This window comes from Trinickia sp., assembly GCF_051953405.1.
Classification (GTDB): Bacteria; Pseudomonadota; Gammaproteobacteria; order Burkholderiales; family Burkholderiaceae; genus Trinickia.
Map to the genome: position 1 here is coordinate 108,664 of NZ_JBQCIV010000159.1, position 19,601 is coordinate 128,264.

A 19,601-nucleotide genomic window follows, 5' to 3' on the forward strand; every position below is an offset into this window, starting at 1 on the left:
ATCGACGGCTCTCTACGAACGCTAAGCCTCGGCCGACTCGCTCGACGCGAGCAAGGCTGACAGCACATCCACCGTCCGTCCCGTCGCCCCGCGATGACGTGCCGCAAACGCCGATGCCGCCGCGCCCATCGCCACCCTTCGCGATTTGTCGGCGAACAGCTCGCCGAGCACACGCGCCAGATCCGTCGGATCGGCCACTTGCACGGCGGCGCCCGCGGCAACCGCATCGGCCGTCGCCTGCGAGAAGTTGAACACGTGCGGACCGATGAGCACCGGCACCCCCACCGCGCACGCTTCGATGAGATTCTGCCCGCCGAGCGGCAACAAGCTACCACCGATGAAAGCCACGTCCGACGCGGCGTAATAAGCGCCAAGCTCACCCATCGAATCGCCGAGCAGGACCTTCACGTCGCGCGGTAACGGCTGTGTCGCGACGGATGTTGCCGCGGCAGCGGCCTGCGGCGCCCCACCCCACGCCGAGCGCCGCATCGCAGGCAGCCCGCGCCGCTCGAGCAGCGCAGCGACTTCGTCGAAACGCTGCGGATGGCGCGGCACGAGGATCAGCAACGCGTCCTTCTGCACCACCGCCGCGAACGCGTCCAACACGAGCGCCTCCTCGCCCTCGCGCGTACTCGCCGCCACCCACACCGGCCGCGAGCCGATCGCCGCACGCCAGGCCCGGCCGCGCGCAACGATGTCGGGCGGTGTCGCCATATCGAATTTCAGGTTGCCGAGCACAGCGACGTTGCGCGCCCCAAGCGCCGTGAGCCGTTCGGCATCGGAGGGGCTTTGCGCAAGCACGCGCGTAAAACCGCCGAACACTTCGCGCGCGGCGGCGCCGAAGCGGACCGCTCGCTTGAACGAGCGCGCCGACATGCGCGCATTCGTCAAGACCAGCGGGACATCGGCCGCGCGGCACTCGTCGATGAGCGTCGGCCACACCTCCGTCTCCATGACGATGCCCAGCGAGGGGCGCCAAGCACGCAGGAAGCGACGCACGGCGTGCGGCAAGTCGTACGGCAGGTAGCAGCGCAGCACGCGATCGCCGAACAGCTCCACGCTCGTGGCGCGCCCGCTCGGCGTCATATGCGTGACGAGCACGCGCGCATCGGGCCGCGCCTGCATCAGTGCCGCGATCAGCGGCTGCGCCGCACGCGTCTCGCCCACCGACACGGCATGAACCCAAATCAACGGCGCCCCGTCTTCCGGCACCCGGCCGCGCGCGTACCCGAAACGCTCGCCGATATGCTCGCGATAGCCGCGCTCGCGGCGCGACCGGATCATGAGGCGCAACACGGCCAGCGGCGCGACGATCCACCACAACGCGCGATAGACGGCTCTGAGCATCGACGTCAAACCAGCGCGCGGCCTTCCAGCCGCTCGAGGATGCCGAGCGGCGCGCACTCGGGCTGCACCATGGCGCGCACCGGCAGGAAAAACGTTTGCTCGAGCATGAATTGGCCCGACATCGCGGCATGCGAGGTTTGATCGGAGAAACAAATCCACACGCTGCCGGGCGGGAACGGAATGGTTTCTTGCTGGCAGGTCTTTTGGTAGTCGAGGTCGGCCTTCATGCCGTCGTGCAAGTGGAGCATGAAATGGTCGTAGGCGCTGCGCGGCGACTTCGTGATGTGCAGCGCATTGAGCAGCCACGCCGAGCCCGGCACTTGCCGCTCGATATGCGGCAAGAAGCGCCGAGCCACCTGCTCGAACGGCTCGCCCACGCGCCAGACGCGCGGCTCGCCGTGCGGGTTGACGTTCGCGAACACGCGCATGATGCGCTCGCCCCGGTTCGGCCGCGACGGGAACGCATCCACATGCAGCCGGCTATCGTCCTTGCGCCAAGACGTATGGCGCGTTTCCACGCGCATGAGGCGCAGGCTTGTGGGCGCGGGCCGCAACGCATCGCGGTATTCCGGCACCAGGTGATCGACGAGCATGCGCGCCTGCGTTTGGTAGCGTGCCACCAGCGCGCGCACCGCCGATTGCGTGACCGGGTCGGCCGCCACGCCGTGCAACGCACCGCCGTGCGGATCGAGGCTGATGTTCTTGCGTTTCGGATCGGCGAGTGCCGGATCGAGCAGCGCCGTCTCCCCGCCTTCGATCGCAAAGCACAGATTCGGGAAGAACAGGACCTTGCCCGTTTCCAACGCCACGCGCAACGTATCGCGCGTGACCGAAAGGTCGGAGCCCGACCAATCGGTGCAGTTCACTTCGAGGATTTGCGATTCTTTCATTGTCCGATCTTAGCGCGTGCGGTCACAGCAGGCCGAATCCGGCCAGTGCGGTCTTGACTTGCTGCAGCGTCGGCGGATCGCCGGCGGTGCCCAGGTTGACGACGCGGGGCGACCAATAGCCGCCCGTGCGCCATGCGGTCGCGAAATTGTACAACTCGACCGTGGGACGCTTCAGCGCCGCGGCAATATGCACTAAACCGGTATCGACGCCGACCGTCGCCGCGGCGGCGTCGAGCAGGCCGACTACAGCCGGCAACGACAAGCGCGGCGGCACGATTGCGGCCGCGCCGAATTCCTTGGCCAAACGCTCGCTCGTGGCACGCTCGGCTTCGCTGCCCCAGGGCAGCACGAGCGAGGCGCCCCGGGCCACGAGCGCACGGCCGAGGTCGATCCACGAAGCGTCGGGCCATTGTTTGTCCGCGCGCGACGTGGCGTGCACGAGCACGACATAGGGTACGGGCAAATTCAAGCCCATCTGCGCCAGCGCGAGCGCGGCACGCGACGTATCGAGGCCGAATTCGATCTCGTCGGTCGGCGCCGGCCGCGGCGCACCGATTGCCTCGGCGACGAGTTGGCGCGTGCGTTCGACGACGTGCGTGCGCGGCTCGATGGCCACGCGCCGGTCGTAGAAGAACCGCACGGGCCATTCGTAGCCCGCGCCGTCCGTTCGATTGCCGAGCCCGGCAAGCGGCCCGCGTGCCCAGCTCGCCACCCAGGCCGTCTTGATGAGCCCCTGGCAGTCGATCACCAAGTCGTAGCGCTCGGCGGCCAGCGCTTGCCGGAACGCCTTGATCTCGCGCCACGTCGAAAACGAGAAGGGCCGCTTGCGCCAGCGGCGCAACGAGAACGGAATCGCGCGGCGCACGCCCTGCACGAGCGTGACGAGATCGGCGAAGCTTTCTTCGACAAGCCAATCGATTTGCGCGTCGGGATAGACACGCCGGATGTCGGCGACGGCCGGCATGTTGTGGACGACGTCACCGAGCGACGACACGCGAACGAGCAGTATCTTTTGCACGCTGAAAGGAAAAAGAAAGGGACGGCATCGCAGGGCATGGCGGGGACGTTCACGGCGCCCTCGCCGAGCGCTGCCTGAAGGGCTGGGATTCTACCGCGCCCGGGCACCGATCTTGAGCCGCATTCGGCCGCATCGAACCGCATTTGGCCGGAAATGTGCCGGATCGGGCACATTGTGCGTCGAAGACGCCGGCCCCAGGATATCGGGCCACCCGATCTCGATGGCAGGAAGGCACTACAATGCTCGTCTTCGAATCACGCGCTCGCCGAGCGCAGCATCCTGAACGCAACATGCCTAGTTCGTACCGCTTCATGCGCGCGGCCTTCCCGTTCGCCGTGCTCACGGCTCTCGCCGCATGCTCCAGCGCGCCGCAGCCGAAATTTCAGCAAGAAATGTTCGATACGGGGGCGAGCCCGTTCTCGCGCACCTTCCACGTCGGCAGCGCCGACGCGTGCGAAGCGGCCCGCCGCGCCCTGCTCAATCAAGGCTATCTGACAACGCTCACGCAAACCGATCGCATCGACGCAACGAAGGATTTCCAACCGAACGGCGATTCGCACGTGACGGTGGAATTTCACGTCGTCTGCACGCCGGGCGTGGACGCGGACGGCTCCAGCATCGTCTATGCCAATGCGATCCAAAGCGGCTATACGCTGAAAAAGAGCGACACGTCGGCCAGCGTCGGCTTGAGCATTCTCGGATCGCTCTCGCTGCCGATCCGCTCCAATAGCGACGCCATGGTGAAGGTGTCGAGCGAAACGATTCAATCGAACGCGTTCTACGATCGATTCTTCGATTCGGTCGGCCACTATGTGAGCACGCTGATCAAGACGGCACCCGTGCCGGTCGGCTCCGTCACGTCGACGGCCCTGCCCGGCTCGGGGCTCGTGATCACGAGTTCGACGACGGCATCGAACGCTTCGACCGCTTCGGGCAGCACGGCGAACACGCCGGCTATGGTCAAGTCACCCGCGATGACGGCCACACCCGCCGCTGCGGCGGCCACGTCGGTCGTTGCACCGGCCGCATCGATGCTCGTGCCGGCCGTGCCCGCGGCCACGCCGGCCGTCTCGGCCTCGGCGCCGCTTCCGTTGCCTATCGCGCAGCCGACAAACGCCGCCAAACCGGCAAACGTGCCGTCGACCGAGGCTGCGGTGCAGACGCAGACGCCAATGCCGACACCCACCGCCTCGCCGGCAACGACCCCGACTCCGACGCCGGTCACGCAGCCCGCATCCGCCCCGGCGGCGACACCGGCCGTTTCGCCCTAACGCCTTTCGGGCTCGAGTTCAGACTCGGGCTCGGGCCTGCCGCCACCGCAGCAGGCCCGCCGTGCCTTAGAACGGCAGCTTCGCGTCGGGCTTCGCCGCAACGATCACACGACGAAAATCGTCTTGGATCCGCTTGAGGGCGTCGGCGTTATCGGCCTCGAACCGCATGACGACAACGGGCGTCGTATTCGACGAACGGGCCAAGCCGAACCCATCCGGGTATTCGACGCGCAAGCCATCGATCGTGATGACTTCATCGGCACCGGTGAACTTCGCTTCCTTTTGCAAACGGCCGATCAATGCGAAGTTTTCGCCTTCCTCGAGCTTCAGTTGCAACTCGGGCGTCGAGAGCGAATTCGGCAGATCGTTGAGTACCTTGCTCGGATCCTGCACGCGCGAGAGCAATTCGAGCAGGCGCGCGCCCGTATAAAGGCCATCGTCGAAACCGTACCAGCGATCCTTGAAGAACACGTGGCCGCTCATTTCGCCCGCGAGCGGCGCACCCGTTTCGCGCAGCTTCGCCTTGACGAGCGAGTGACCCGTCTTCCACATGACCGGGTCGCCGCCTTGTGCGCGCACCCATTTCGCCAAGTTGCGCGTGCATTTGACGTCGTAGATGATTTGCGCGCCCGGCTTGCGCGACAGCACTTCTTGCGCGAACAGCATGAGCTGACGATCGGGATAAATGATCTGACCGTCCTTCGTCACCACGCCGAGACGATCGCCGTCGCCGTCGAACGCGAAACCGACCTCGGCATCGGTTTCCTTCAGCGCGCGCACGACGTCCTGGAGATTCTCGGGATGGGCCGGATCGGGATGGTGGTTCGGGAAGTTGCCGTCGATCTCCGTGAACAGCTCGACGAGTTCGCAGCCCAGTGCCTTGAACAAGCGCGGCCCAAGCGCACCGGCCACGCCGTTGCCGGCATCGACGACGATCTTCATCGGCCGCGCGAGCTTGACGTCGCTCACGATGCGTTCGATGTATCGATCTGCTATATCGATCTGCTCGTAGCCGCCGCTGCCGCTGGCGAACTCGCGCTGTTCGATGCGGCGATAGAGCGCCTGAATCTGCTCGCCGTAGATCGCCGCGCCGCGCAGCACCATCTTGAAGCCGTTGTAATCGGGCGGATTGTGGCTGCCCGTCACGACGATGCACGAATCGACGCTGCGCTCGCCGCCTTTGAGCGCGAGCGGCACGCTGGCCGCGAAATAGCCCACGGGCGTGGGCACCATCCCGATGTCGACCACGTCCACGCCGGCGGCACGCAGCCCGTCGGCGAGCGCCTTGATCAGCGAGGGGCCCGACAAGCGGCCGTCGCGCGCGACGACGACGGCATCGCCGCCTTGCTGGCGCACTTCGCTGCCGAAGGCTTGGCCGACGAGCCGTGCGACGTCCTCGTCGAGCGTTTTTCCGATGACGCCACGAATGTCGTACGCCTTGAAGATGGATTGCGAGATCATGGATGGCTCTCTTTTGGCTTCGATTGGAAAAATGCTGGCGCCGATAACCCACCTATAATTGCGGTTTTTCGACCGGCGCATGTGGCGCCCATTTTAATGCGCATATGCCCCTTCGCCATACGGCCGTACGAGATGAAGGCCGAAAAGCGCGCCATTTCCCTCCCGGGGCAAGCACGGTGAGCAAGATTTCTGCCTTCCCTCGCATGCTGAGCCGCATCGCCCATCCCGACATCGCAAAAGCCGCGGCCAATATCGTCTGGCTAGGGCTCGAGCGCGTGACGCAAATTGTCGTCGCGATTGCCATCGCGGGGCTGCTGGCCCGCTATTTCGGGCCCGACGTCTTCGGCAAATGGCAGTACGCGAACACACTCCTGCTCGTGCTCGCCCCGCTTACGTGGGTATGCGGCGCGGAAATTCTCGTGCCGACAATCGTCCAGCGCGGCGAAGCCGACCTCAGTACGGTGCTCGGCAGCGCGTTCGTCTTACGATTCTCCATTTCCGTGCTGGCCCTCGCCGCCACGTGGGCCGGGATCGCCGCAGGCCTGACCGATCCTGTCGTCGGGGCGATGCTCGCGGGGCTGGCCGTGACGATGCTCTTTCGCGAACCGTTTATCGGCGTCGTGAATGCATGGCTGCAAAGCCGCACCTACAGCAAACCGCAACTCGTGACGAGCATGGCGGCCGCGCTCGCCAAGCTCGCGCTCGTCTATCTGTTCGTGCGCATGACGCTCGCCGCGCCTCGCTTCGCTTGGCTGTGGGCGATGGAGGCCGCCGTCGTCGGCACCGTGTTGCTGGCCTATTACGCGCGCTGCCACGGCGGCAAGCTCGGCTGGCGCGTCGAACCCGGCCTTTTGCGCCATTTCGCGAGCGCCGGGACCGTATTTTGGGTCGGCCTCGTCTGCATGTACTTGTTTTTGAAGCTCGACCGGCTGATGCTCCAGCGGACGATCTCGTTCGCCGATCTCGGCCGCTATTCGGCCGCCCAGCAGATCAACGAGAATTGGATCGCGCTGGCCCTCATGCTCGCGCAAACCATCGCGCCGGCCTTCGTCTATCGCGTGCAGGATCGCGCGCAGCTTATTCGCAATGTCATCCGCTTGATCGTGCTCGCCGCCGCGGTCATGGTGTGCGGCGCACTGGTGCTCGATGCGCTCGCGCCGCTCGTCATCACGCGCGTCTTCGGCCCGAACTACGTCGGCGCGATCCCGATCTTTCGCTGGTGCGTCTGGCTCTCGGTACCGGCCGGCATCGAGGCCATCGGCAATCTCGTGCTGCTCAAGTACCAAGCCAAGTTCGTCCTCCTAACGAAATGGCTGCTCGCGCTGGCCGTCGCGTTCGCGGTGAACCTGATGGCGATTCCGCGCATCGGCGCCTATGGCGCGCTAGCGGGCCTCGCGGCGGGGTATTGCGCGGCCGTTGCCGTCAACGTCTATTACATTCGCTTCAAGCTGCGCCCATGACCACGCCTTCTTCTCGCCTCGAACCGTCGGACGGCTTGGCCGACGTCGCCGTCTTAATGCCGGCCTACAACGGGCAGGCCGACGTCGAACGCACGCTCGCCTCGTTCGCCGAAAGCGCGCGCGTGCGCGTCGTGATCGTCGATGACGGCAGCACGCCGCCGATCGTTGCTCCGACTTTGCCGAACATGGACATCGAAATCGTGCGCATGCCGCAAAACGGCGGCATCGAACGCGCGTTGCAGGCCGGCATCGAAGCGCTGGCCGCCCGCGGCTATCGCTACACGGCCCGCATCGACGCGGGCGATCTCGCCGCACCGGGGCGCTTGGCCAAACAGCGTGCCTACCTCGAAGCGCATCCGAACGTGGCCGGCCTCGGCATGTGGACGCAAGTGGTGTCGCGCGAGGGCGCGCCGCTGTTCATGCTGCGTCCCGCTAGCGAGCCCGAGCGCGTGCGTCGCCTGCGATTTTTTCGGGCCTCGCTCGTGCATCCGTCGATGATGCTGCGCGTGGATGCCGTGCGCGCGGTGGGCAACTATCGCGTCGCCTATCGCGCGGCCGAGGATCTCGATCTGTTCTTGCGGCTGATGGAGCGCTACGATTGCGCGAATTTGCCTGAACTCGGCTTGTACTACGAGTTGAACGAAGGCGGGATCAGCGCGACGAAACGGCGCCGGCAAATCGTGTCGACGCTCAAGCTCCAATGGCGCTATTTCGATGCCGGCAATCTCTACGATTGGCTCGGCCTCGCCAAGAATCTGCTGCACTTCGTGACGCCGTATTCGGCTTTGCGGAAGATTAAGCTCGCGTTGTTCGCGACACACGCCACCTGACCGCTCGCCATGAAGGCCACCCCGCCGCTCACCGTCAGTCTCGTCTGCAACACGGGCTTTGCCATCTACACGTATCGGCAAGGCTTCATTCGCATGCTCGTCGCCAAGGGCGTGCGCGTGGTCGTGCTCGCGCCGCGCGACCGAACGTTTCCTTTGCTCGAGGCGATGGGTTGCGAGTGCATCGACTTGCCCGTGGCGTCGAAGGGCACGAACCCGCTTCACGATCTGCGCACGCTCGCGGCGCTCTATCGGCACTATCGGACGATCCGCCCCAATGTCGTGTTCCACTACACGATCAAGGCGAACATCTACGGCTCCGTCGCCGCCTGGCTCGCGCGCGTGCCGTCGATCGCCGTGACGACGGGCCTCGGCTACGTGTTCATCCAAAAGAGCCGGGCCGCCATGATCGCCAAGGCGCTCTATCGCTTCGCGTTCCGCTTCCCGCGCGAGGTCTGGTTCCTGAATCGCGACGACGAACAAGCGTTCTTGCGCGAACGCTTGCTGACGCACCCCGAACGCGCGAAGCTGCTGCATGGCGAAGGCGTCGACATCGACCAATTCGCGCTGACACCGCTGCCGCGCAACGAGCGCCTGACGTTCGTGCTGATCGGGCGCTTGCTGTGGGACAAAGGCGTGGGCGAATACGTCGAAGCCGCGCGCACGCTGCGCGAACGCTACCCGCACGCCAGGTTTCAACTGCTGGGGCCGGTGGGCGTCGACAATCCGAGTGCGATCACGCAAGCCGATATCGACGGTTGGCTCGACGAAGGCGTGATCGAGTATCTTGGCGAAGCGCACGACGTGCGGCCCCTCATCGCCGCGGCCGATTGCGTCGTCCTGCCTTCGTATCGGGAAGGGGTGCCGCGAACGCTCATGGAGGCCTCGGCGATGGGGCGGCCCATCGTGGCGACCGACGTGCCCGGATGCCGAGAAGTGGTGGACGACGGCGTGACGGGCCTATTGTGCGAAGTCAAGAACGCGCAAAGTTTGTCGGCTAAACTCGCGCAGATCCTCACCATGAATGAAGACGCGCGCCGCGAGATGGGGCTGCGCGGGCGCGAGAAAGTGATGGCCGAATTCGACGAAGCGTTGGTGATCGAACGCTATCGGCAAACGCTTTACGCGCTGACGGGTTCGAACCTATTCGAAAGAACACAGGGAAAATAGCCATGACATCGAAAGCCACGCGAGGCACCATCCTCGTGACCGGGGGAGCCGGGTTCATCGGCTCGCATACCGCCGTCGAATTGATTGCGAGCGGATATGAGGTTGTGATCGTCGACAACCTCGTCAACAGCAAGCGCGAAGCCGTGCGACGGATCGAGCGGATCGTCGGGCGCTCCGTGCCGTTCTACGAGGTCGACGCTTGCGACGGCGCCGCGCTCGGGACCGTGTTCGATGCACACCCGATCGATGCGGCGATCCATTTCGCGGCGCTCAAGGCTGTCGGCGAATCGGTGGCCAAACCGATCGAGTACTACCGCAACAACTTGGATAGCCTGCTCGTCCTGCTCGATACGATGCGCGCGCGTAACGTGAAGCGGCTCGTGTTCAGCTCGTCGGCGACGGTGTATGGCGTGCCCGAGCGTTCGCCGATCGACGAATCGTTTCCGCTTTCGGCAACGAACCCCTATGGTCAAACGAAGGTGATCGCCGAGCAAATCCTGCGCGATATCGAACGGGCCGACCCGAGCTGGCGCATTGCCACGCTGCGCTATTTCAATCCGGTCGGCGCACATGAGAGCGGGCTCATCGGCGAAGACCCGGCGGGGGTGCCGAACAACTTGATGCCGTATGTCGCGCAGGTGGCGGTGGGCAAGCTCGAGAAGCTGCGGGTGTTTGGCGGCGATTACCCGACGCCCGACGGCACCGGCGTGCGCGACTACATTCATGTGGTCGATCTGGCGCGCGGGCATATCGCGGCGCTCGATGCGCTTGAAAAACGCGATGCGAGTTTGGTGGTCAATCTGGGGACTGGGCGCGGGTATTCGGTGCTCGAAGTGGTGCGGGCGTTCGAAGCGGCGTCAGGGCGAAGCGTGCCGTATGAGATCGTGGCGCGCCGGCCCGGCGATGTGGCCGAGTGTTATGCAAGCACGGCGGCCGCCGAGGCCGTGCTCGGCTGGCGCGCGCAGTATGGGATCGAGCGGATGTGCGAGGATCATTGGCGGTGGCAGGCGGGGAATCCGCGGGGGTTTGCGTAAGTGCCAATGGCCGATGGCCGGGGTACGATCGAGTCGCTGCTTGCAGAGGTGGACCTCGCGGACCGAAATTCGGCTAATGACACCTATTCATTCTTAGTGGTTAGTAAGCTACGACGCCGACGGGCGTGACAAGTCGGGCGAGTTCTCGTATCTAAACGAAAAAAGGAACAAAGATGATTAAGAGACTAGTGCACGTCCTGCTATTTTTTTTCTCGATGTTGATTTTCCAGGGCTCGGCGCAAGCTCAAGCTGCACCGTTTCCCGGTGGCTACGCGGTGACCATCAAAGGCGAACTCGCCAGTGGCGTTCACTTTACACGGCTCGCGATGTACAGTTTTCAACCCGACGGCACCATGCGCGAAGACTTCTGGTATTGGTCTGGAAACGCACCCCTCTGGTCCCCGTCGAACCCTGGCGATTATGGACCGACGGGAACACAGGTCGGCTATGCGAACCAGCCTCCTTACGCGTCCGCCGATCAGAATCAGTATGTCCAAGGTTCGCTGAAATTCAGCGGCGGTATTTCGAACGTCAACACGCTGTACGGGAAGTGGGCTGCCAACGGCAGCTCCGTGCAAATTACCTGGGCTACCGGCGACACGGAAACGTGGAATGTGACATGGTCCGACCCAAACTTGATCAAGATCGAGTTGGCTCAAGCGAGCTACGTCACGGGCGGTATGTTCCTGCAGGCTGGTGGAGTACGCAACTATTCTGCGGTCAACGCAGGCTGGGGGTTCGGCGGCCCTGGCGTTGGCTTTACAAACGGCGTGGCAACGTCTGCGGTCAAAAAAGACCTTTCCGGTTACGTCATCCGACACAACGCATGGAGTTGCACGGACGAGCCCGTCAGCGCAGACCAAATGAACTTGGCGAGTTACTTCTTGCTAACGACGAACAACGTGCTGCGCTACGTCACCTCTAACGAGGGGTACCCGGTTTTCAGCTATCTTGACGAGCCCCCGGCCAATCAGGGGCTGCTGTCCATTCGAGTGAACTATCAAACGGGACACGATTTCGATGGCGCCGGCTATCTCGCTAGCAACGAACCCGGCCATACTTATTCCGGTTTGCAAATCATCGATATGTCGGGGCACTTTCGAGGTTTCGTCTTCTCGGACTCGTCGGCGGCGCAGACGCCGAAGTGCGCGGGGGACAATCAGACGATCTCTTCTCTCTATTACCTCGATACGCCGACGAACTAATCTACCGAGTGCATCGCCGAGACGTCGGCGAACCTCGCACCGAGCCACGAGGTTCGCCTGTGTCCGCGGTGGCTCTACAGTTCATGCCGGCAAGTCGGGGGCCGACCTCGCCGGTATAATTCGCCGTTCGACCTCAGGCCACGCCCATGCTCAGTTTCGCGCTCGGTTTTCTTATCTCGCTCCTCGTTACGCTGTTGATCGTGCGTTATGCGCACCTGCACGAAAAATTCTCGATCGACAGCGACCTAGCCGGCGTTCAGAAATTCCACGCGCGCCCCGTGCCGCGCGTCGGCGGCATCGGTATTTTGGTCGGCCTGACGCTCGCCGCCCTTCAGTTGATCGGCCGCTATCCCGCGGTCTGCTACGGCATTCTCGCGCTCGTCGCCTGTGGGCTACCGGCCTTCGCTTCCGGGCTGATCGAGGATTTGACCAAGCGCGTCTCTCCGACGGCTCGGCTGGTCGCCACAATGAGCGCGGCCGCGATCGCCTTTTTTATCCTGCACGTGGCCGTGGTGCGCATCAGCGTACCGCCGCTCGATTTTCTGCTCTCATATGCGGCGATATCGTTCGTTGTGACCGTGCTAGCCGTCGCCGCGCTCGCCAACGCCATCAATATCATCGATGGATTCAACGGACTAGCATCGATGGTCGCGCTGATGATGTTCGCATCGCTTGCGTACGTCGCTTTTCGGCTCGGCGATCCCATCGTGTTATCCGCATCGTTGATCATGATGGGCGCCGTGCTCGGGTTTTTCATTTGGAACTTCCCGGCGGGGTTGATCTTTCTCGGCGACGGCGGTGCCTACTTCATCGGCTTCATGCTCGCCGAACTCGCGATTTCACTCGTGATGCGGCACCGTGAAGTATCGGCTTGGTATCCGGTGCTGTTGTTCGTGTATCCGATCTTCGAGACCTGCTTTTCGATTTATCGGAAGAAGTTCGTGCGCGGCATGTCACCCGGCATTCCCGACGGCGTGCATCTGCATATGCTCGTCTACAAGCGGCTCATGCGGTGGGCTGTCGGCGCTAAAACCGCGCACGAGTTGACGCGAAGAAACTCGTTCACGTCACCCTACCTGTGGTTGCTTTGCTTGATCGGCGTCATTCCGGCCACGCTCTTTTGGCAGCACACGGTGCATTTATTCGTATTCGTCGTCGTATTCGCCGCGACGTATGTGTGGCTTTACGTAAGTATCGTGCGGTTTAGGTCGCCGAAGTGGCTGGTCTTTAGAAACTCGCGGCGCAGATGACGGTGCATGCGGCGCCGCGGATTGCGCGCCTCGCATTCGGCGAGGCTCAATGTGCGGCTTTAGCTCGATAGCGACCTACCGCGCGCGCTTGCGACCCGCTGCACGGCCTGCAACGCAGGAGCGGTAGCCGGCTGGTATTCGGGAACCCAACGCCGCAGATCGCGACGAACTTCGTCGTCGCCGAGCACTCGATGCTGCGTGAGCCACGGCAGCAGTTCGTCGAGCAAGTGCTCGGGCACCTCCCGTGCTCGTGCGATCCGCAACTTCGGATGCGGTGTGCGCGTCGTCGTCTCGTCGTCTGCCAGCAGCTCTTCATAAAGTTTCTCGCCCGCGCGGAGCCCCGTGAACTCGATTCTGATTTGCTCTTCGGTGAAACCGTGCAGGTGAATGAGGTCGCGCGCCAGATCGACAATTTTGACCGCCTGCCCCATGTCGAGAATGAAAATCTCGCCACCGCGTCCCATACTGGATGCTTGAAGGACAAGCTGCGACGCCTCGGGGATCGTCATAAAGAAGCGCGTGATCTCGGGATGCGTGACCGTGACAGGCCCCCCATTGGCGATCTGCTGTTGAAACTTCGGAATCACGCTGCCTGCGCTGCCGAGCACATTGCCGAAACGCACCGTTTCGAATTGGAGTTGTTCGCTCGTCTGCTGCAACGCTTGGCAAGCCATTTCCGCAAGGCGCTTGCTCGCGCCCATGACGTTGGTCGGGTTGACCGCCTTGTCCGTTGAAATCAGCACGAAGCGCTTCACGTTGTGGCGCATGGCGGCGCGCGCGACTCGGTAAGTGCCCAACACGTTATTGCGAACGGCTTGCCACGCATTGTGCTCTTCCATCAGCGGCACATGCTTGTAGGCCGCCGCGTGGTAGACGATATGCGGCACGTACCGGGCCATCGTTTGGTCGAGCAGCAGCGAATCCTTCACATCGCCGATGATGGGCGCGACAGAAACGTCCGGAAACCGCTCGCGCAATTCCTCCGTCAACCGGTACATCGCAAATTCGGAAGCGTCCAGCGCAACCAGTTGCGCCGGAGCAAAGCGCAGAATTTGGCGACATAGCTCGGATCCTATCGACCCACCCGCGCCGGTGACCATGACCACACGGCCTCGCAATTGGGCTTCGACGTGAACGGTATCCACGCTGACGGGTTCACGCCCCAGCAAATCCTCGAGATCGATGTGCCGGACTTGCGAGAGTATGCCCTGCCCCGGCGGCAGCACAGTCAAGGGCGGCAAGACCATCGCATGGACGCCGGCGCGAACGCATAGCGACGCCGTGCGGCGCTGGACCTCGGTGGACGAAGAGGGAATCGCGATAATTGCATGCTCGACCTTGAGGCTGCTCGCGTAGCGCGCCAACTCGCTAGTTGGGCCAAGCACCTTGTAACCGTAAATCTCCCGCCCTTGCTTTAATGGGTCGTCATCGAGCAAACCGACGAGACGCCATTCGTGCGAGCGCGACAGCTCGCGGGCCAGGCTCGCGCCGGCGTTGCCCGCGCCGAGTACGAGTACCGGCTTGCCCTGCGCGAGAAGCGCACCGTAGAGATGGAACTCTTTCAGCGCCCGGTATGCCGCGCGGGCACCGCCCATGACGAGAAATAGCAACAAGGGCGATACGAGCTGCACGGAACGCGGTGTGATGGGCGCGGGTTGCACCAGCACGGAGGCGATCATCGCCAACGCGCCCCCCACGGCGATGGCCTTCGCGATTCGCACCAAATCGGGAAGGCTGGCGAAAACCCAAATACCGCGATAAAGACCGAATATGCGGAACATCGCGCCGTAGATCGGCAAAACCCATAGGAGCGACTTCAACGATCCGACCAGAAAGTCGGGCGGGATCGCGCCATTAAAACGAATGAAATAAGCCGCTTCCCAAGCAAGCGCGACGGCGCATAGATCAAAGAGAAATGCGCAACAGGAAAGCCACCAGGCTTTGTTCGGTACGAGCATGGATCTCACCTCGAAGCTTGTCAGCCGTTGGAAACGGCGCAGCGGTAGGCCGCTCCTAGCGGAACAACCGGTGCCGCAAAGCGAACCGGTCGACTGGAACTCGACGCACCGCGCAACCGCAAGCTGAACGACGCGCATTATGCCAGCCGATGTCGGCCGGTGACAACGCGGCACAACGCCCGCGCGGGCCGACTAGACACATGAACAGCTCGCGCCCCAGGCGGCGCTTGCTGGGCGGCGCTGTCCCCTTTTATTGCTTTTGCCGCCCTCTCCGGCAGGGTAAAATCTCGCCTTTCCCCGCCGATGCAACGTGCGACGGCGCAGTCGATTTAGCTTTCCGCGCGTTCGCGCGACCGGGAAACACGCTCGAAATCATAGGACAGACAATGGGTGTTGTGTTGCGCGTTTTGCCCGCCGTATTGCTGGTCGCGTACAGTCAGGTAATTGTCAAGTGGCGCATAGAGCAGCTTGGTGCGCCCCCGGGTCTCCATTTGACTGGCATCCTGCGCTATGTCGCCTACCTGCTCGATCCCTACATTCTCTCCGCCTACATCGCGGGCTTTGCGAGTTCAGTCGTCTGGCTCTACGCCATCTCGAAGCTGCCGCTTGCACAAGCATTTCCGATCTATCAAGGGCTCACGTTCATTGCGGTCATTGCATGTAGTACTGTTTTGCTCGGTGAGCCAATGAATTCGCACAAACTGATCGGAGCCCTTTTGATCCTAACCGGCGTCACCATAGGGGCTCGAGGATGAGTACCATCGGCAGCCTAGGCTGCAACGAATCGCCGGAAACGTTTTTGTCGGGGCTACGCGAGCACGTTCGCCGAAGCGCGCCGGACATTCTCTCGACCTTCGACGAATACGCAGGTGAGGCGCTCTTCGGCCACGAATTGCTGGAAGAGACGCTGCGGCAGTTGCCGGCGCGCGCCCACATTTTGGAAATCGGCGCGGGCGCGCTCATGCTGAGCTGCATGCTGGCGCGCGAAGGATACGACGTGACAGCGGTGGAGCCGGTAGGCGACGGGTTCTCGCATTTGTCCAAGCTCCAGCGCGTCGTGCTCGAGTACGCGAACGAGCACGGAGCGCAGCCGAAGCTGATCCGTGCGCCGGGGGAAGATCTGTCGGTCAAGAATCAATTCGACTACGCCTTCTCGGTGAACGTCATGGAGCACGTGGGCGACGTCGCTCGCGTGTTGGAAAACGTCTACGCGTCGCTCAAGCCCGGTGGCACCTACCGCTTCATCTGCCCTAACTATGCGTTCCCTTACGAACCGCACTTCAATCTGCCGACGCTGTTTAGCCGGAAGCTGACGGAACGCGTGATGTCGCGCCATATCATGGCATCGAAGAAAGTCGTCGACCCGGCGGGAACATGGGCATCGCTCAATTGGATCACCGTGGGCAAGGTCCGTCGCGTGTGTCGCACGCGCTTGCAGACCGCCCCTCAGTTCGACCGGCGCATCGTAGACATCTACCTGACGCGGATGTTGTCGGGGGGACGATTTAGCGAACGGCGCGGGCCTCTTTTTGCACGAATGCTTTCCATCTTGACGTGGCTGCGTGTCACTGCGCTTGCGGGACTCATTCCCGTGCGGTGGCTACCGCTCATGGACTGCAGAGTGGTGCGCCGATGATCGTGTCTTATACTGTCGCATTGCCTTAGAACGGCCTCGCGGTAAGCAAGCGGACCGCAGCCGCTTCACAGCCTTCGGCCCACCCACACCCAGCAGAGATAAGCTCAAGTGAAACGCTCCGAGCGACGCGTCGCAATCGTCCAATCTTGCTACATCCCGTGGAAGGGGTACTTCGATCTGATCGGTTCGGTCGACGAGTTCATCCTTTACGACGACATGCAGTACACGCGCCGCGATTGGCGCAATCGCAACCAAATCAAGACGCCCCAGGGTCTTCAGTGGCTCACGGTGCCGGTGAAGGCGAAGGGGCGGTATTTTCAGACGATTCGCGAGACCGAGATCGACGGGCAAGCATGGCGGAACGATCATTGGAAGGCACTGCAGCAGAACTATCGACGTGCGCCTCATTTTGAGCGAATCTCGGCCGCGCTCGAGCCCTTTTACCTTGGGCGCGAGTTCACCCATCTGTCCGATCTGAATCGCGCGCTGACGGAAGCCATTTGCGCCTTGCTCGGCATCACGACTACGCTCAAATGGTCGTGGGATTACGCGCTCGCGGATGGAAAGACCGAGCGCCTCGTCGACCTATGCCGCCAGGCGAACGCATCGCTCTATTTGTCCGGCCCGGCCGCGCGCGACTATATCGAAGCGGACCTGTTCGCGGACGCCGGGATCGAACTCCAGTATTTCGATTATTCGGGCTATCCATCGTACCCCCAGCTTTGGGGCGAGTTTCAGCATGGCGTCACGGCATTGGACCTACTTTTCAACTGTGGCGAGGACGCGCGCCTCTACATGAAGTTCGCATCGCACAACACCCCTGCCCTCAATCGGTAGACCGACCATGAACGACTTGCTTGCGCCCATCGCTAGCTACTACACCGACAAACTGCGGCAGTTTGGCGACGAACCACGTGGCGTCGACTGGAACGGTCCCGAAGGACAAGCTCACCGCTTTGCACAGCTTTGCCAGTTGCTGACGCCGGACTCACCCTTCTCGATCATCGACGTCGGCTGCGGGTATGGCGCGTTGTTGGACTTCCTCGAGGATCGCTTCAAGGAACGCATGTCCGCATGCGAATACCTTGGTCTCGACATCTCGGACGCCATGCTCGAGGCTGCGGCGCGGCGCCATGCCAATCGACCGTACGCACGTTTCGTCCACGGGACACAAGCGCCGACCCGCGCCGATTTTGTCGTAGCGAGCGGTATTTTTAACGTCAGGCTCACGAGCACCGACGAGGCGTGGCGCACCTATATCCGCGACACCCTCGCAACGATGGATGTGTCTTCCACGAAAGGTTTCGCATTCAATTGCCTGACCTCGTACTCGGATCGCGACAGGATGCGGCCAGACCTCTACTATGCGGATCCTTGCGAATTATTCGATTTTTGCAAGCGCACTTTCTCGAGGAACGTAGCGCTGCTGCACGACTACGGTCTGTACGAATTCACGATCCTCGTAAGGAAGTAATCGAAGATGCGCAAGCCGCTTGTGATTTTTGGTGCAGGACAGATCGCGGAACTCGCTTGGTTTTATTTCAGCCATGACTCCGCTTATCAACCCGTGGCATTCACCGTAGATCGGGCCTATATCGAGAATGCAACGCTTTGCGGTTTGCCTGTCATCGCATTCGAAGAATTAGCAAGCGCATACGCCCCCGGGGAAGTAGACGTTTTCGTCGCGCTCAGCTACGCAAAAGTCAACGCATTGCGCGCGAGCAAGGTGAAAGCGGTTCGCGATGCGGGATACCGATGTGCGAGCTACGTGAGCAGTAGAGCGACTGTGTTCCCTGGCTTCGCGGCGGGCGAAAACTGCTTCATTTTAGAAGACAATACAATCCAACCGTTCACACAAATCGGGGACAACGTCACGCTCTGGAGCGGCAATCATATCGGCCACCATTCGACCATCGAAGATAACTGCTTCATTAGTTCGCACGTCGTCATCTCAGGTGGCGTGCGCATAGGCGCCAACACTTTCATTGGCGTCAATTCGACGATTCGCGATCACGTGACCATCGGCCCGCGCTGCGTGATCGGGGCGGGTTCCTTACTCACGTCCGATGCAGCACCCGATGGCGTTTACTCGGCAGTCGCCACGGAACGTTCGCGGGTGCCGAGTTCGCGATTGCGCAACATCTAGGAGGAGCCAAAGCGATGCATTGGCGAAAGCTCGGCCAAGTATTCTGCGCCGCCGGCGAGTATCCCTGGATGCTCACTCACGCGGCCAATCCCGTAGCGGAGTGGCGATACGGCGACGTCTTCCGCGTTTATTTCAGCGCGCGTGACGCGCATCGCCGCGCGCATGTCGGCTACGTGGATATCGACCTGAAGCGTCCCGAGCAAATCATTGCGCTGTCCGACCAGCCGGTGGTCGCCCCTGGAGAAACCGGTCTGTTCGACGACAGCGGTGTATCGATGGGTTGCCTCGTCCAACTCGGAGCACGGCGATACTTGTACTACCTGGGCTGGAATCTTGGGGTGACGGTGCCGTGGCGCAACGCGATCGGGCTCGCGATTAGCGAATCGCCCGACGCCCCGTTCGTCAAAGTATCGCGGGCACCGGTAATCGATCGCAGCGACAGCGACCCATTTTCCGTTTCGTATCCATGGGTGATCGTCGAAGATGGGCGCTGGCGCGTGTGGTACGGGTCCAATCTGACTTGGGGAACCGGTACGCGCCAAGAAGAAATGAACCACCTGTTCAAATATGGCGAATCCGATGACGGCCGCGTCTGGCGACGCGACGGCACCATCGCTCTACACTTCAAGGATCCGACAGAGTACGCGATGTCGAAGCCGACCGTCGTCAAAGATGACGATCTGTATCGCATGTGGTATTCGTACCGCGGCGCCGCATATCGGATCGGCTACGCCGAGTCCGCGGATGGAATCGCGTGGACTCGGCGAGATGAACTGGCCGGACTAGAGCCGTCGATTTCCGGATGGGACGCCGGTGCCGTTTGCTATCCATGCGTATTCGACCACGCAGGCGAGCGCTACATGCTCTATAACGGCGGCCGATACGGCGATTCCGGCTTTGGCTTGGCCGTTCTCGAGAAGTGACCGGG

The 19,601-nt window shown here is 62.5% G+C and carries 18 protein-coding genes; 13 read left to right on the top strand and 5 right to left on the bottom strand.

Features of this window, described 5'->3' with window-relative positions:
• Window positions 1-21: 21 nt before the first annotated feature.
• Genes waaA through waaC form a run of 3 tightly spaced genes read right to left on the bottom strand, consistent with a single transcriptional unit; the run spans window position 22 to window position 3,201 of the window.
• Window positions 22-1,347, bottom strand: a complete 1,326-nt coding sequence (gene waaA, locus ACTHN9_RS29280) for a lipid IV(A) 3-deoxy-D-manno-octulosonic acid transferase (RefSeq protein WP_440540325.1) — start codon at window positions 1,345-1,347, stop codon at window positions 22-24.
• A 5-nt stretch (window positions 1,348-1,352) separates the two neighbouring features.
• Window positions 1,353-2,237, bottom strand: coding sequence for a Kdo hydroxylase family protein (locus ACTHN9_RS29285; protein ID WP_440540326.1), 885 nt, complete (start codon window positions 2,235-2,237; stop codon window positions 1,353-1,355).
• Between the two features lie 22 nt (window positions 2,238-2,259).
• Window positions 2,260-3,201, bottom strand: a complete 942-nt coding sequence (waaC, locus tag ACTHN9_RS29290; protein ID WP_440540386.1) for a lipopolysaccharide heptosyltransferase I — start codon at window positions 3,199-3,201, stop codon at window positions 2,260-2,262.
• A gap of 344 nt (window positions 3,202-3,545) precedes the next feature.
• Between waaC and ACTHN9_RS29295 the strand changes: the two genes are divergently transcribed.
• Window positions 3,546-4,526, top strand: a complete 981-nt coding sequence (locus ACTHN9_RS29295; RefSeq protein ID WP_440540327.1) for a DUF2242 domain-containing protein — start codon at window positions 3,546-3,548, stop codon at window positions 4,524-4,526.
• 66 nt (window positions 4,527-4,592) lie between these two features.
• Here ACTHN9_RS29295 and ACTHN9_RS29300 read toward each other — a convergent pair whose 3' ends face one another.
• Complete coding sequence (locus tag ACTHN9_RS29300; protein WP_440540328.1) at window positions 4,593-5,987, bottom strand: phosphomannomutase/phosphoglucomutase; 1,395 nt, start codon at window positions 5,985-5,987, stop codon at window positions 4,593-4,595.
• A gap of 203 nt (window positions 5,988-6,190) precedes the next feature.
• Between ACTHN9_RS29300 and ACTHN9_RS29305 the strand changes: the two genes are divergently transcribed.
• The 6 genes from ACTHN9_RS29305 (at window position 6,191) to ACTHN9_RS29330 (ending at window position 12,933) form a co-directional block, all read left to right on the top strand.
• Complete coding sequence (locus ACTHN9_RS29305; RefSeq protein WP_440540387.1) at window positions 6,191-7,447, top strand: oligosaccharide flippase family protein; 1,257 nt, start codon at window positions 6,191-6,193, stop codon at window positions 7,445-7,447.
• Window positions 7,444-8,277, top strand: coding sequence for a glycosyltransferase (locus tag ACTHN9_RS29310; protein ID WP_440540329.1), 834 nt, complete (start codon window positions 7,444-7,446; stop codon window positions 8,275-8,277). Before ACTHN9_RS29305 ends, ACTHN9_RS29310 begins: the two co-directional genes overlap by 4 nt.
• 9 nt (window positions 8,278-8,286) lie before the next feature.
• Window positions 8,287-9,444 carry a glycosyltransferase family 4 protein gene (locus ACTHN9_RS29315; protein WP_440540330.1) on the top strand — a complete coding sequence of 386 codons (1,158 nt, stop codon included), beginning with the start codon at window positions 8,287-8,289 and terminating at the stop codon, window positions 9,442-9,444.
• A 2-nt stretch (window positions 9,445-9,446) separates the two neighbouring features.
• Window positions 9,447-10,478 carry a UDP-glucose 4-epimerase GalE gene (galE, locus tag ACTHN9_RS29320; RefSeq protein ID WP_440540331.1) on the top strand — a complete coding sequence of 344 codons (1,032 nt, stop codon included), beginning with the start codon at window positions 9,447-9,449 and terminating at the stop codon, window positions 10,476-10,478.
• A gap of 173 nt (window positions 10,479-10,651) precedes the next feature.
• On the top strand, window positions 10,652-11,683 hold the full coding sequence (locus ACTHN9_RS29325) for a hypothetical protein (RefSeq protein WP_440540332.1): 1,032 nt from the start codon (window positions 10,652-10,654) through the stop codon (window positions 11,681-11,683).
• Between the two features lie 146 nt (window positions 11,684-11,829).
• Complete coding sequence (locus tag ACTHN9_RS29330; RefSeq protein ID WP_440540333.1) at window positions 11,830-12,933, top strand: MraY family glycosyltransferase; 1,104 nt, start codon at window positions 11,830-11,832, stop codon at window positions 12,931-12,933.
• A gap of 59 nt (window positions 12,934-12,992) precedes the next feature.
• On the opposite strand, the gene ACTHN9_RS29335 is transcribed toward ACTHN9_RS29330, so the two are convergent.
• Window positions 12,993-14,891: a polysaccharide biosynthesis protein gene (locus ACTHN9_RS29335; protein WP_440540334.1), complete on the bottom strand. Its 1,899-nt coding sequence runs from the start codon at window positions 14,889-14,891 to the stop codon at window positions 12,993-12,995.
• A 200-nt stretch (window positions 14,892-15,091) separates the two neighbouring features.
• On the opposite strand from ACTHN9_RS29335, the gene ACTHN9_RS29340 reads away from it, so the two are divergent.
• From ACTHN9_RS29340 to ACTHN9_RS29365, 6 genes are all read left to right on the top strand, one after another.
• The gene (locus ACTHN9_RS29340; RefSeq protein ID WP_440540335.1) at window positions 15,092-15,646 is read left to right on the top strand and encodes a hypothetical protein; all 555 of its coding nucleotides are present in this window, start codon (window positions 15,092-15,094) and stop codon (window positions 15,644-15,646) included.
• Window positions 15,643-16,527: a class I SAM-dependent methyltransferase gene (locus ACTHN9_RS29345; RefSeq protein ID WP_440540336.1), complete on the top strand. Its 885-nt coding sequence runs from the start codon at window positions 15,643-15,645 to the stop codon at window positions 16,525-16,527. The genes ACTHN9_RS29340 and ACTHN9_RS29345 overlap by 4 nt, the downstream gene beginning before the upstream one ends.
• Window positions 16,528-16,635: 108 nt before the next feature.
• Window positions 16,636-17,364: a WbqC family protein gene (locus tag ACTHN9_RS29350; RefSeq protein WP_440540337.1), complete on the top strand. Its 729-nt coding sequence runs from the start codon at window positions 16,636-16,638 to the stop codon at window positions 17,362-17,364.
• A gap of 7 nt (window positions 17,365-17,371) precedes the next feature.
• Entirely contained in the window at window positions 17,372-18,001 is a 630-nt protein-coding gene (locus ACTHN9_RS29355) for a class I SAM-dependent methyltransferase (protein WP_440540338.1), read from the top strand.
• A gap of 6 nt (window positions 18,002-18,007) precedes the next feature.
• Complete coding sequence (locus ACTHN9_RS29360; protein WP_440540339.1) at window positions 18,008-18,673, top strand: acetyltransferase; 666 nt, start codon at window positions 18,008-18,010, stop codon at window positions 18,671-18,673.
• Between the two features lie 14 nt (window positions 18,674-18,687).
• Complete coding sequence (locus ACTHN9_RS29365) at window positions 18,688-19,596, top strand: hypothetical protein (protein ID WP_440540340.1); 909 nt, start codon at window positions 18,688-18,690, stop codon at window positions 19,594-19,596.
• Window positions 19,597-19,601: the final 5 nt, after the last annotated feature.

What these genes read in the sequence shown, in the direction of transcription:
- waaA (WP_440540325.1), bottom strand. Translation starts at nt 1,347, where the DNA reads ATGCTCAGAGCCGTCTATCGCGCGTTGTGGTGGATCGTCGCGCCGCTG.
- ACTHN9_RS29285 (WP_440540326.1), bottom strand. Translation starts at nt 2,237, where the DNA reads ATGAAAGAATCGCAAATCCTCGAAGTGAACTGCACCGATTGGTCGGGC.
- waaC (WP_440540386.1), bottom strand. Translation starts at nt 3,201, where the DNA reads ATGCCGGCCGTCGCCGACATCCGGCGTGTCTATCCCGACGCGCAAATC.
- ACTHN9_RS29295 (WP_440540327.1), top strand. Translation starts at nt 3,546, where the DNA reads ATGCCTAGTTCGTACCGCTTCATGCGCGCGGCCTTCCCGTTCGCCGTG.
- ACTHN9_RS29300 (WP_440540328.1), bottom strand. Translation starts at nt 5,987, where the DNA reads ATGATCTCGCAATCCATCTTCAAGGCGTACGACATTCGTGGCGTCATC.
- ACTHN9_RS29305 (WP_440540387.1), top strand. Translation starts at nt 6,191, where the DNA reads ATGCTGAGCCGCATCGCCCATCCCGACATCGCAAAAGCCGCGGCCAAT.
- ACTHN9_RS29310 (WP_440540329.1), top strand. Translation starts at nt 7,444, where the DNA reads ATGACCACGCCTTCTTCTCGCCTCGAACCGTCGGACGGCTTGGCCGAC.
- ACTHN9_RS29315 (WP_440540330.1), top strand. Translation starts at nt 8,287, where the DNA reads ATGAAGGCCACCCCGCCGCTCACCGTCAGTCTCGTCTGCAACACGGGC.
- galE (WP_440540331.1), top strand. Translation starts at nt 9,447, where the DNA reads ATGACATCGAAAGCCACGCGAGGCACCATCCTCGTGACCGGGGGAGCC.
- ACTHN9_RS29325 (WP_440540332.1), top strand. Translation starts at nt 10,652, where the DNA reads ATGATTAAGAGACTAGTGCACGTCCTGCTATTTTTTTTCTCGATGTTG.
- ACTHN9_RS29330 (WP_440540333.1), top strand. Translation starts at nt 11,830, where the DNA reads ATGCTCAGTTTCGCGCTCGGTTTTCTTATCTCGCTCCTCGTTACGCTG.
- ACTHN9_RS29335 (WP_440540334.1), bottom strand. Translation starts at nt 14,891, where the DNA reads ATGCTCGTACCGAACAAAGCCTGGTGGCTTTCCTGTTGCGCATTTCTC.
- ACTHN9_RS29340 (WP_440540335.1), top strand. Translation starts at nt 15,092, where the DNA reads ATGAACAGCTCGCGCCCCAGGCGGCGCTTGCTGGGCGGCGCTGTCCCC.
- ACTHN9_RS29345 (WP_440540336.1), top strand. Translation starts at nt 15,643, where the DNA reads ATGAGTACCATCGGCAGCCTAGGCTGCAACGAATCGCCGGAAACGTTT.
- ACTHN9_RS29355 (WP_440540338.1), top strand. Translation starts at nt 17,372, where the DNA reads ATGAACGACTTGCTTGCGCCCATCGCTAGCTACTACACCGACAAACTG.
- ACTHN9_RS29360 (WP_440540339.1), top strand. Translation starts at nt 18,008, where the DNA reads ATGCGCAAGCCGCTTGTGATTTTTGGTGCAGGACAGATCGCGGAACTC.
- ACTHN9_RS29365 (WP_440540340.1), top strand. Translation starts at nt 18,688, where the DNA reads ATGCATTGGCGAAAGCTCGGCCAAGTATTCTGCGCCGCCGGCGAGTAT.